A 12,632-nucleotide genomic window follows, 5' to 3' on the forward strand; every position below is an offset into this window, starting at 1 on the left:
TCGGTTTTCGTCTTGACGCGAGGGCACGGTATTGGCGACCGTCCGGTTCAAACGTCGAGATTCTTGAACGAAAGTCGGCGAAATTGCAAGAAAGTCAGAGGAGAATCCGCTTGAGTCCTCGTCAATCCATTGTCGCCGCTGTTTTGTTCATGAGCGCCATCGCGCTTATGGCGACGCATGCCTTGGCACAGTCGAACTATCCGAGTCTTGGCCCCGGCCCGGTTGTCGTAAACAACTCGTACGCGCCGGCTGGGTATGGTGGTGGCGATCCCTATGCCAGCAACCTAGCTCAGGCCGGTGGATGGTTCTCCAACGGGATTCCGACACTCGGAAACGGTTTCGGTGGGAACGGCGGTTTAGGCAATATCATGCCAGGCCCAATGACCATCGCTGACCGGTTGTGGGTGCGAGCGGACTACTTGCATTGGTGGACCGAAGGCATGAATGTGCCTTCATTGGTGACAACCAGCCCAAGTAGCACGCCCCAAACTCGCGCCGGCGTTCTCGGACAGCCGGGTACGAGTACTTTGTTCGGTGGCGGTGAAATCAACAATGATTCAGCAAGCGGGATTCGACTTCGCTCGGGTTTTTGGCTGACACCGCAGGGAACGGTCGCGATCGAAGGCGAGTTCTTTCAGCTCTTGGGGGACCAAAATGACGGATTTCGAGCATCCGGCAATGGCAGTCAGATCTTGGCACGACCGTTCTTTGACATCAGCCGTGGATTTGAAACGGCTCAATTGATCTCGTTCCCCAATTCGGTTTCGGGTTCGGTCGGCGTGACATCCAACAGTGACTTCAAGTCATTCTTGATCAACGGCCGAGCCGGGCTGTGTCCGATTGGAATTTGCAACGCGAACGGCGAATCCGACCGCATCGATTGGATCGTGGGCTACCGGTATCTGAGGTTGGATGACAGCCTTGGATTCACCGAGAACCTAACGTCTACTCTTACTAGCGCGCCGGGCACGATCGCGATCAACGAAAGGTTCCGAACCCAAAACGAATTCAATGGCTTGCAACTAGGCGTCGTCCACCAAGCGAACTTCAAACGCGCTTGGCTCGAATCCCTACTGCGTGTCGCGGTCGGCAATAACAGCCAATCCATCGATATCCGCGGTAACACGGCAATCACCGAAAACGGCGTTACTGAAAACTACGCCGGCGGCTTGTATGCCCAACGCACCAACATTGGCAAGTTCGAACGCGACGAGTTCACCATGATCCCCGAAGTCGGCTTTACGCTGGGCATTCGCGTGACCGATTGGTTAGACGCGACCGCAGGCTACACGATGGTGTACTTCCCCAACGTCGTCCGCGCCGGCGACCAAATCGACACCGACGTGAACAGCAATCTGCTGCCACCCGAAGGCACGCCCGCGGTCACCGACGGCCTGCGTCCCCTGTTTACCCCCGTCGAAAACCAATATTGGGCGCACGGTCTGAACCTCGGTGCTGAACTGCGGTTCTAACCGAACAACTGTGCTCAAAGTGATCAACAAATAAATCTACTCATGGACCTATGCAACGCTGTCGTCCATGAATCACGCGGCGCAAAATCGCCAAAAAACTCTTCCCGTTCCCCCTTTCCCTCCTAGGGTGCTTGTTTTACCGAGCCAGTTGTGACAAACCAATGAGTCTTGAGCCGCGTTTCTGCGGCGTTCAACAAGGCTTTTTGGGAAAAACCGGTCATGAAACGGCGTTTACGGCTGCTTCGCGAGTCTCTCTTTCGTCAAATCTGTTCAACAAGCCACGCGTCCAGCGCTCGGTTCCGTCCGAGAATCGAATCGCTCGAGGATCGTCGTCTGTTGGTTGCTGCGACGGATTTGGCGGACATCACCGGGCGAGTGTTCGATGACTTTTCCGGCAACGGGTTCGATGTAGGCGAGGAAGTGGCCAGCGTCTCACTTTCCGTTTACCGCGACGACGGCGACGGATTGTTCGAACCTGGAACAGGCGACACGGAAGTCAAAACGGCGACGACCGATGCCAACGGCGACTACACCTTCACGCGGCTGACCGCAGGCAACTATTTCGTTCTGCAGCCCGCGCAAACCGTTTCGGGGCACACACTTCAGCGATCGGTTTCGACACTGATCACAATCACCGACGACGACGTCAAAGGTCGGATCACGACCAACATCGATTCGTTTGACCAAACCGCCCAAGAAGCTAGAGACGAGACAAGCGGTGATGGTCCCGTCATTGTGATTGCCGCGACACCCGTCACCGAAGCCATCGGGGGCGAGCGAGAATTGATCGTAGAAAAGACCAGCGTCAATGGCGCGGTCCAACTGAGCGTCGATGATCCACTGTTGCCCAATCAGTTAAGCTTTGATTCAGTGGCGACAGGCCAAGGTCCGCGGCGGGTCGTTTGGGACGGACCAGACAATGACGCCACGTTGATCGACGACAATGGACTAAGCGGCGTCAACTTGGCCGCCAGCGCGGCGGGTGTTCAGCTTCAAATTCGCGCCGACTTGGCTGGCGGAACAGCGACGCTGCGGATCTACAGCAACGACAATGTGGCCGGAACCGCCACGCGGTTCAGCACCACAACGCTGCCAATCCCAGCCACATCGGGCGGATTTCTGTCGGCCGAGTTCATTCCGTTTTCTCAGTTCACTGCCGCAGCCGGTGGCGGCGCCGACTTTACAAACGTCGGCGCGATCGAATTGGAAATCAACGGAGCAGCCGACGTCAACGGAGCAGCCGAGGTTATAGGTGCAGTCGGCACGGTCATCAAGACAGCGCCTGACTTTGCCAACTTTGAACAAGCCGATTTGAGTCTGACAAAAACCGTCGATGATGCGACGCCAAACTTAAATCAGGAAGTCATCTACACCATCACCGTCAATAATGCTGGTCCTGCGACCGCAACCGGCGTGGTCGTGACCGACGTGTTGCCGACCGGCGTCACGTTCGTCCGATCATCGACGGCAACTGGCAGCTACAACGATACCAATGGTATTTGGACCGTCGGATCCATCGTCGCCGGAACGCCTGTCACTCTAGCCATCACTGGTCAAGTCACCAGCGTCGGCCCGAAAACCAACACAGCGCAAATTACCGCATCGGATGTTTTTGATCCTGACAGCACGCCCAACAACAACATCGACGCAGAAGACGACCAAGCATCGGTTGCGGTATCAGCCGAAACGATCGACCTGTCGCTAACCAAGACGGTCAGCAACGCGTCACCCAACGTCGGTGACACAATTACCTTCACAGTCGAAGTGACCAACGCCGGTCCCAGCACAGCCACGGGCGTTTCGATTCGCGACGTGCTGCCAGCCGGACTGACGCTGGCGACGGCCACTCCCCAGCGTGGAAACTACAACACGACGAGCGGCATTTGGACGATCCCTAGCATTGCCAACAACGAAACCTTGACGCTGACGCTATCCGCAGTCGTTAACCAAACCGGTTCAGTCACCAACACGGCCGAAGTCACTGCCGCCGACCAAACCGACATCGACAGCGCGCCGGACAACAACGTCGCCACCGAAGACGATCAGGCGTCCGTCGCGATCACGACACCGGTTGCTGACTTAAGTCTGACCAAGACTGTTGATAACGCCCGCCCCAACGTCAATGACGAAGTCCTGTTCACCGTCGCCGTCACGAACGTCGGGCCCGACACGGCAACGGGCGTCGTGGTCACCGATCTGTTGCCTGCCGGATTGACGGTGATCAGTTCAACCGTGAATGCTGGCACCTACGTTGACGCCACCGGTCGATGGACGATTGGCAATGTTGCGATCGGCGAGACGCCAACGCTGACCATCCGCGCCCAGGTGAACTCGTTTGCGGCCACAACCAACACTGCGGAAATCACTGCGGTCGATCAGTTCGACCCCGACAGTTCGCCTGGAAATAACATCGCCACCGAAGACGACCAAGCATCCGTCACCGTCGATCCGCCATCGATCGACTTGGCGCTGACCAAGACGATCGACGTGCAACGGCCCAACATTGGCGATGAAGTCGTTTATACCGTCACGATTACCAACTCCGGCGACGACCAGGCCACCGGCGTGATTGTACGAGATGCGTTGCCTGCTGGTCTGACATTGATCAGTGCGATCGAGAGCAGCGGCATTTACACTCCCGCCAACGGCAACTGGACGATCGCGACGCTCGACCGGAACGCGCCGGCAACGTTGACGTTGCGAGCTCGTGTGGATGCCGTCGCCGCAACCAACACGGCGGAAGTGATCGCAGCCAACGAGTTTGATGCCGACAGCACGCCGGGCAACAATGTGCCCACCGAAGACGACCAAGCCTCGGTGGCGTTCACGTTGGCGAGCGCGGACCTGTCACTGACCAAAACCGTCAATAACTCATCACCAAACGTCGGCGAGAATGTCACGTTCACGGTTGCCGTCGCCAACGCAGGCCCCGACACCGCAACCGGCGTGCAAATCCGTGACAGCCTGCCAACCGGAACCACCTTTGTTTCGTCAATCCCGAGCACTGGCAACTACGACCAAGCGACAGGCATTTGGACAATCCCGTCGATCGCACTGGGAACATCAGAAACATTGACGATCACGGCAACGACCAACACAAACAGCTTGACGACCAACACCGCAGAAGTCATTGCTTCGGATCAAGTCGACCCCGACTCGACACCCGCCAACGGCGCCCCGCAAGAAGACGACATCGCGTCAGCGTCAATCCAAGGGCAACAAATCGATCTCTCGTTGACCCAAACGATCAGCAATTCGACTCCGAACGTTGGTGATGAAGTCTCGTTCGTGATCACAGTTTCAAACGCCGGTCCGAACGATGCGACAGGAGTGAACGTGACAGACCGCTTGCCGGCCGGGTTAACATTCCTTCGTGCGACGCCAAGCCAAGGAAGTTTCAATACGACCAATCGAGTTTGGACCGTCGGAACAGTCAACACGACGGTATCGCCAACGATCGAGCTTTTTGCGCGAGTCGACCAAGTCCTGACCAATGCGATCAACGTTGCTGAAATTACGTCGGCAGATCAGCCCGACACCGACTCGACGCCTGCCAATGACGCCGCAACTGAAGACGACCAAGCGTCGGTTTCGTTCAGCACACCAGTCGCTGACTTATCGCTGACCAAGACGGTCAGCAACGATTCGCCCAACGTCGGCGACGTCATCACGTTCCAGATCCAAGTCACCAACGACGGACCGCAAGCGGCCAGCGGTGTGGAAGTCACCGACTTGCTGCCAAACGGGTTGCAGTTCAACTCGACGACTCTTAGCGCAGGCAGCTATGACTCCACGACTGGAATCTGGACAATTGGCCAAATCCCAATTGGGGGCACCGTCACGCTAAGCATCAACGCGTCGGTCACGACTCAGGGCATCAAGACCAACACCGCGCGTATTACCGCGGCAGGACAGTTTGATCCCGACTCGACACCAGGCAACAACGTCGAAACCGAAGACGACCAGGCCTCCGTCACCGTCACGCCGCCAGTCGTTGACCTTTCGCTGGAAAAAACCGTTTCCGAAAGCCGCCCACGACTCGGCGACGCCGTGACCTTCACCATCACAACACGCAACGGCGGTCCGTCCGACGCAACCGGCGTGGTCGTGACAGACTTGCTTCCCGACGGATTCACATTCGTCGACAGCACTCCGTCGAGGGGCAATTACAACGCCGCCACCGGGCGGTGGAACGTCGGCGACTTGGCATCGGGCAGCGTAGCGACGCTGCAACTAGTCGCCACCGTCAACCGATTTGACACATTGGCCAACGTGGCCGAAATCACCGCCGCCGGCCAGTTCGATTCTGACAGTACCCCTGATAACAACATCGACACGGAAGACGATTATGCCGCGGTATCCATCACACCGGCCAGCGCCGATCTATCGCTGACTAAGTCAGTCGATACCGCAGCCCCGAATGTTGGTGACGTTGTGACGTTCACTTTAACACTTGCCAATGCAGGCCCCGATACAACCACCGGAGTCACCGTTCGCGACGTCTTGCCAGCCGGACTGACGCTCGTTTCGTCGACGCCGAGCGCCGGGAACTATAACTCGGCGACTGGAATCTGGTCCGTCGACTCGATCGCCTCCGGCGCAGACGCTCGTTTAGAAATCCGAGCGACCGTCGTGGCACAAACCGAACGAACCAACTCGGCTGAAATCATCACCAGCAATCAATTCGATCCCGACAGCACGCCTGGCAATGGCGTGGCCGGCGAAGACGATCAAGCCAGCGTCACGTTGACACCACAATTGGTAGACTTGGCACTTACCAAAACGATCAGCGATTCGACGCCCAACATTGGCGACTCGATCGCCTACACGCTGACTCTTTCCAACGATGGGCCAACCGATGCGACTGGCGTTGCAGTCACTGACCGAATCCTTGAAGGACTCGTGTTCGAAAACTTTGTCGCTAGCCAGGGCAGTTACAACTCGGCAAGTGGTGTTTGGAACGTCGGTTCGGTTGCGACCGGCGTAACGCCAACTCTGATCATCAACGCGACGGTTGGCAATACACTTGGTGTGACCAACACGGCCGAAATCACTGCTGCCGACCAAGTCGACCGTGACAGCACGCCGGGCAATCAAATAGCGGGTGAAGACGACCAAGCCAGCACGACCTTCACAACGCAAATCGCCGATCTATCGCTGACAAAAACTGTCAACAATGCGTCACCAACCCAAGATGAAGTGATTAGCTTTGTTTTGACGCTGACAAATGCAGGGCCGAACATCGCAACCAACGCCAGTGTCCTTGATTTGTTGCCGACCGGATTGACCTTTGTTTCGGCCAATCCATCGGCGGGAACCTATGATTCAGTCACTGGCACGTGGGAAGTCCCAAGCTTGCCGTCCGGTTCGGCCGTCACGCTGCAAATCGACGCCCGCGCTACCTCACCGATGCCGCAAACCAACGTTGCCGAAGTGACCTCGGTTCGGCAGTTTGACCCCGACAGCACGCCGGGCAATGGGATCGACGGCGAAGACGACATCGCTCGCGTGCAGGTCACGCCCGTCGTCATCGACTTGGAAGTTCGCGCAACCGTCGACAACGAAGAACCCGTCGAGGGCGACGAAATTGTACTGTCGTTTTTCACCGACAACACAGGCAATACCGTGGCAACAGGTGTGGTCACGTCGGTTGTCATTCCCGATGGGCTTTCAATCGTCTCGGCAACGCCAAGTACCGGCACCTATGACGCCGCCACCGGCCGATGGGAAATTGGTTCGGTGGGCGTCGGACAAACCGCATCGCTTGTCGTTCGGGCCATCGTCGACACGCGTGGATTCAAGACTATTCCTGTTAGCGTGATCCAGGCGGACCAGTTCGACATCGATAGCACCCCTGGCAACGACGTGGCCAGCGAAGACGATCAAATCGAACTGATCATCCGCGGACCTCGATTACTGTCGAAACGTTTGTTCTTGGCGCGATAGCAAAGTTCAGACACACGTGGCCGTCATTACGATTCGAACGCGATCACTTGATTGCGTCCTCCGTCCTTGGCTCGATACAGACACTCGTCAGCCTGCGCAATCAGGGCCTGAGGTGAAGCGGCACCATAGCACGACTCGGACACACCGATGCTGGCGGTCAAACGTAGCTCAGGCACTGCGGCCAATTGAACGGCTTCGATAGACGACCGCACCTGTTCGGCTTGCTCGATCGCCGCTTCGATACTTGTGTCGGGCATCACAATACAGAATTCTTCGCCTCCGTAACGGCAAACCAATGTTGGTGGCGAAAATTGGTCGTTCAAGATACTGGCCACTTGACGCAGCACCTCGTCACCGACGGGATGCCCGAAGGTATCGTTCACGTTCTTGAAATGGTCGTTGTCGATCATCAAGCATGATACCGCCTGACCGGTCGACTGCATCGTTTTCCAAATTTCGTCAAAGGCTTCCGAAAAAGCTCGGCGATTCAAGCACCCCGTCAACGCGTCTTTCGAAGCCAGAATCTGCAGTTCACGATTCCTGTTGCTGATCTCATCACGGCTGGTTCGAAGCATCGCGAGCGAATGTTCGCGTTGAGCCCGATACTCTTCCGATGCCGTGACATCACGAAACGTGGACAGTGCACCGCGGGTCTTTCGGTCCTCGCCCGACACGGGAGACGCGTTGACTGAAAAGAATCTCATTTTGCCATCGTGACGTTTGAATCGTAGCAGTTGCTCGATCTGAGGCTCGTGGTGCTCGATCGCCCGCATCCACGGATAGTTCTTATCGCCTGCGATCGCACTGCAATCCCACGCCAACGAACCAGGTCGACGTCCAATCAAATGTTCTTGGTCGATCCCCACCATTCGGCTGAACGATTCATTGGCCAAAACAATTCGGTCACGTTCGTCGATAACAAGCAGTCCTTCGGACAGCGTATCGAGTGCCTCGCGAATTCGATCGGGAACGACTTGCGCGACTTCGAAACTGCGCATCACGCCAAGAATAAAGACCCAGTAAACCGCGACACCAGAAACAGTAAAGAATGCCACCATTCGTAGTGGCCGCTCAAACAGATCGAGCCACAGACCAGCCAAGACCAGACTGAGTCCGATGCAAACGATGGCAACTGCCAGCCTTAGCGACGCGAAAAGGGCTTTGAACAATTTTGAAACCAATCCGGCGATTTTGGCTGTTGTACCGAAAACTCTAGGTACTGAAGTGTGCGTTATCAACTGCGCCGGCGGTGTCCGATCTACTGAACTAGGCTGCGCGACGGTGGCGATCCGCGCCGGCAACACCGTTTGTTCCGGCAACAACGATTATGCCGAGGCGATGTGCCACTTGATCGGTAAATTTGCGACGGTTCTGACCTGGTTTGAGTCTACGGATCCGCTTTGCAAGCTCGCATCGTGACCTACAGTTCAGTACTGACATTATCGTCTTCACCGCCAAAGGTGCCCCACATGTTCAATTCATCCGGAATCAAACTGCTATTGGTCTTGGCCGAACCGGTCTTGGCGGATCTGACGTCATTCCGTCTCGAATTGCTGGGCTACCAAGTTGAAACGGTCGCAACCGGATCGGAAGCCAATGCGTCGATCAGCATCGCGACACCAGATCTGATCATCATTGATACACAGCTACGAGACGGTGACGGACTGGAGTGGATCGCTCGTGCGCGCAATGACCAAACGATCGCCAATACGCCAGTTTTGGTCATCTCTCTTGACACAAGTTTAGAAACGGTCGAGCGAGCTCATCATGCAAGCGCACAGGATTACCTGATCAGCCCCTTCGATCCGACCGTGATGGAAGAAAAGATTGAGCAGTTGTTGGCAACTCGGTTCGCAAACACCGGACGCAAACAAGCCAAAAACCAAGCCACGAAGCCTCAAGGATTGAAGCGATGAAGCGACTCGGTGATGTGCTTATCGAACAGGGAACGCTGACCGCCGAACAAATGGAAGCGGCGTTCACCTCGAAACCTCGCGGTGCCATGATTGGCGACTGGTTAGTCCACGAGCGGCTACTGTCGACGGCAGAACTTGGGCATGCGCTGGCCGAACAGTTTGAAGTTCCCTATATCGACATCGATCCATCAAACGTCAACCCGCAAATCGCGAGACTGATCCCCGAGGACTTCGCACGAACTCAGCAAGCTGGCGCCATCGATATCAAGGGCAAAACGATGACCTTGGCGATGGTCGCGCCCGATGACATCGAAACGATCGCCGAAGTCGAACTGATGACCGGATATCAAATCCACCCCATTGTCGCGATGGCAGATGACATCGTTGCTTTGATCAGCCGAGTGTACGACGATCGCAGCGTGGCTCGGCAAACGATTGTCGACCTGAAGTTGACGGAACTGCAAGAAACAGTTTCTGATGCCAGCGACGGCGGCACATCGATCATGCTTGCCGAACAAGAAGATGCACCCGTGGTCCGATTGGTTCAAGCCATCCTGTCCGGTGCAGTCACAGCCGGTGCCAGCGACGTGCACCTTGAACCCTACAAGCCGGAAATGCGAGTGCGATATCGCGTTGACGGTGAACTGCAACAAGTGATGACGATCCCCAATCACATCGAAGACTCTGTCATCAGCCGGATCAAAGTCATGGCAGATATGGATACTACGGAAAATCGCCGTCCTCAAGACGGACACCTGAATGTTTTTGAAAACGGCAAACGAGTCGGTTTTCGAGTCAGCGGAATCCCGACCGTTGACGGCCAAAAGCTCGTCCTCCGGTTGCTCGACGAAGGTGGCAAAACCTTCCAATTGGACAACATTGGGATGATGCGCCGCGACTATGAAATGTTGCGAGAAATGATCGACAAACCACACGGCATGTTCGTGGTGACCGGGCCAACAGGCAGTGGCAAAAGCACTACGTTGTATGCTGCGCTTCAGTACCTAAACCGAGTCGATCGCAATATCGTCACGGTCGAGGACCCAGTGGAGTTTCGATTGCCGGGCATCAACCAAGTGCAAAGCGACAACGAGTTCGGCATGGGCTTTGCAAACGCTCTTAAGTTCATCATGCGACAAGACCCCGACGTGATCATGTTGGGTGAAATCCGCGACTCGGAAACGGCAACAACTGCGATCCAAGCGGCCCTAACCGGTCACCTACTGATCAGCACGCTGCACACCAATGACGCCGTCGGTGCCGTCCAGCGACTAAGTGATTTGGGCGTCGACAATTTCAAGATCGCCGGATCGCTACTTGGCAGTGTCGCGCAGCGGTTGCTCCGATGCGTTTGCGACAATTGCAAAGTCGCCGTGCCGGCAAACTCAAAATTACTAGATGCGATCGACCCTGATCGCGAGGTCCCGCGTGACGCCAAGTTTTATCGCGGTGAAGGTTGCAAAAAGTGTCTTGGAAGTGGTTTTTCGGGTCGAATTCCGATCTTTGAAATCATGCCCATTACACCGGAAATCACGATGGCGATCGAGGCCGGCGTGCCTCACTCGAAACTGCATCAATTGGCGATCGAAGCGGGAATGGTAGAGCTATCTCGCGCAGGGCTGGAACAAGCACTCGCCGGTCGCACGTCGATCGAAGAGGTTTACTTCAAGACAAGCGGCGATCGCCGCACGACGGACTCGACAAGTGTTGCCAATGGACGGCGTGACAACGATATGACTGCTGGTTAATCAGCCCGTCGCCTCAAACGATCCACCGCAAGACGAAAACGATGTACGCCAAGTCCACTTCTTATGCATCCCAAAATACCGCCCAGTCCGCTGGCGGCATCTTTGGATTTTTGCGCAAGCTGAATTCGATTCAGGTCGGTCCAAAAACGACAGGTGATGCGACGCGGGTTCCACCCGCGGCGCTTGCGGATTTATTGCGGATGATCCTGATGTTGCTCGAAAATGGGCTATCGCTACCAAAGGCACTTTCGTCGTTGGCAGCCGACCGATCGACTCGCAAATATCGTCATGTGCTAACCAAACTGCGTATGACGATTGAAGCTGGCGATTTGCTAAGCACCGGCATGGAACGCTATCCACGAACATTCAACAAAATGCAGATTCAACAGATTCGCATCGGCGAACGAAGTGGCTCGCTCGAAAAAGCACTTGCACGAGTTTGCGAACAGATGGAGCGGAAGGTTGCTTTGAAAAAACGCATCATCAAAAAGGTGAGCTATCCGATTCTGATTTCGATGGCTGGCGCGGGACTGATGATCTTTATGTGTGTCGTTGTGGTGCCTGAATTTGAAACGGTCTACAGCAGTAGTGGTGTCGACTTGCCGGTCGTAACTCAAGTCGTGACCGCGATGAGCCGCACAGTGCTGAACTACTATTGGGTTGTGTTTCCCGCCGTTGCCGCAGTCGTCGCGATATGGATGTTCATGCGGTCGCGACCGAAACTGTCTCGCATGATGGACAACTCTTTCCTCTACCTACCGTTCATCGGACCATGGCTACGCGACATCGCAGTTCTGCAATTTAGTGAAGGCATTTCGTCCATGGTCGAGTGTGGATACACACCAGTTGACGCCGTCCAAATTGCCGTCGACTGCATTGGTAATCGTGAAGTCAAAGCTGCTGGCGAACAGATCCGACAAAGCGTTCAACGCGGCGAAAAGCTGAGTTCGGAACTAGAAAAGAACGAACGATTCTTTCCCGCGACACTTTGCCAACTGATCGGTGTCGGCGAGCAATCCGGCAACTTTCCCAAGGCCATGCAAGGCACATGCGAACACCTTCGTGAACGATTGGAAACACGGATCGACGCGACCGTCGGTTTGCTGGAACCGATGTTGACGATCGGACTTGCTATCGCAATTGGCGGCATCGTGCTTTCGATTTACACACCCATGTTCCATATGTTTGAGGTGCTCGAATAATGCCTAGATTCAATAACAATCGCCGAGCGTTCTCGTTGATCGAAATTCTGGCAGCGGTCATGATCGCTGCCACGGTCGCTACGATCGCGGTCACCCAGTTTCGAACACCGGGTGATACCGCGCACTGGCGAAGCTGCCAGTTGAGCCGCCAAACCGTTCAAAACGAAGCCAACCGTTACATCGACATTACCGGGTCACTACCGTCGTCGGATCTTCGACAATTGTCGTCATCACAGTACTGGGACGGCCCGCTGCCAACATGCCCGGTTACCGGTACCGCCTTCACACTGGATCGTTCCGGCAACATCAATTGCAAGTCGCATCCCTAAACGAACAAGCACGCGATGA

Annotated in this window: 7 protein-coding genes; 6 read left to right on the forward strand and 1 reads right to left on the reverse strand. The window is 55.7% G+C overall.

The window, feature by feature from the left end:
• Positions 1–110 precede the first annotated feature (110 nt).
• Positions 111–1,472 carry a BBP7 family outer membrane beta-barrel protein gene (locus Poly59_RS03215; RefSeq protein ID WP_146532597.1) on the forward strand — a complete coding sequence of 454 codons (1,362 nt, stop codon included), beginning with the start codon at positions 111–113 and terminating at the stop codon, positions 1,470–1,472.
• 219 nt (positions 1,473–1,691) lie between these two features.
• Positions 1,692–7,418, forward strand: a complete 5,727-nt coding sequence (locus Poly59_RS03220; RefSeq protein ID WP_146532598.1) for a DUF11 domain-containing protein — start codon at positions 1,692–1,694, stop codon at positions 7,416–7,418.
• 26 nt (positions 7,419–7,444) lie between these two features.
• Here Poly59_RS03220 and Poly59_RS03225 read toward each other — a convergent pair whose 3' ends face one another.
• Positions 7,445–8,587 (reverse strand): GGDEF domain-containing protein, encoded by a 1,143-nt coding sequence (locus tag Poly59_RS03225; RefSeq protein WP_146532599.1) that lies wholly within the window; start codon positions 8,585–8,587, stop codon positions 7,445–7,447.
• Positions 8,588–8,887: 300 nt separating this feature from the next.
• On the opposite strand from Poly59_RS03225, the gene Poly59_RS03230 reads away from it, so the two are divergent.
• The 4 genes from Poly59_RS03230 to Poly59_RS03245 are packed head-to-tail and all read left to right on the forward strand — an operon-like array spanning position 8,888 to position 12,613.
• Positions 8,888–9,334, forward strand: coding sequence for a response regulator (locus Poly59_RS03230; protein ID WP_146532600.1), 447 nt, complete (start codon positions 8,888–8,890; stop codon positions 9,332–9,334).
• Positions 9,331–11,082, forward strand: a complete 1,752-nt coding sequence (locus Poly59_RS03235) for a GspE/PulE family protein (protein ID WP_146532601.1) — start codon at positions 9,331–9,333, stop codon at positions 11,080–11,082. The genes Poly59_RS03230 and Poly59_RS03235 overlap by 4 nt, the downstream gene beginning before the upstream one ends.
• 41 nt (positions 11,083–11,123) lie before the next feature.
• A complete protein-coding gene (locus tag Poly59_RS03240; protein ID WP_146532602.1) occupies positions 11,124–12,284 on the forward strand; it encodes a type II secretion system F family protein in 1,161 nt (386 codons plus the stop codon).
• Positions 12,284–12,613 (forward strand): type II secretion system protein, encoded by a 330-nt coding sequence (locus Poly59_RS03245; RefSeq protein ID WP_146532603.1) that lies wholly within the window; start codon positions 12,284–12,286, stop codon positions 12,611–12,613. The genes Poly59_RS03240 and Poly59_RS03245 overlap by 1 nt, the downstream gene beginning before the upstream one ends.
• Positions 12,614–12,632 lie beyond the last annotated feature (19 nt).

The organism is Rubripirellula reticaptiva, from assembly GCF_007860175.1.
GTDB lineage: Bacteria > Planctomycetota > Planctomycetia > Pirellulales > Pirellulaceae > Rubripirellula > Rubripirellula reticaptiva.

What these genes read in the sequence shown, in the direction of transcription:
- Poly59_RS03220 (WP_146532598.1), top strand. Translation starts at nt 1,692, where the DNA reads ATGAAACGGCGTTTACGGCTGCTTCGCGAGTCTCTCTTTCGTCAAATC.
- Poly59_RS03230 (WP_146532600.1), top strand. Translation starts at nt 8,888, where the DNA reads ATGTTCAATTCATCCGGAATCAAACTGCTATTGGTCTTGGCCGAACCG.
- Poly59_RS03235 (WP_146532601.1), top strand. Translation starts at nt 9,331, where the DNA reads ATGAAGCGACTCGGTGATGTGCTTATCGAACAGGGAACGCTGACCGCC.
- Poly59_RS03240 (WP_146532602.1), top strand. Translation starts at nt 11,124, where the DNA reads ATGTACGCCAAGTCCACTTCTTATGCATCCCAAAATACCGCCCAGTCC.
- Poly59_RS03245 (WP_146532603.1), top strand. Translation starts at nt 12,284, where the DNA reads ATGCCTAGATTCAATAACAATCGCCGAGCGTTCTCGTTGATCGAAATT.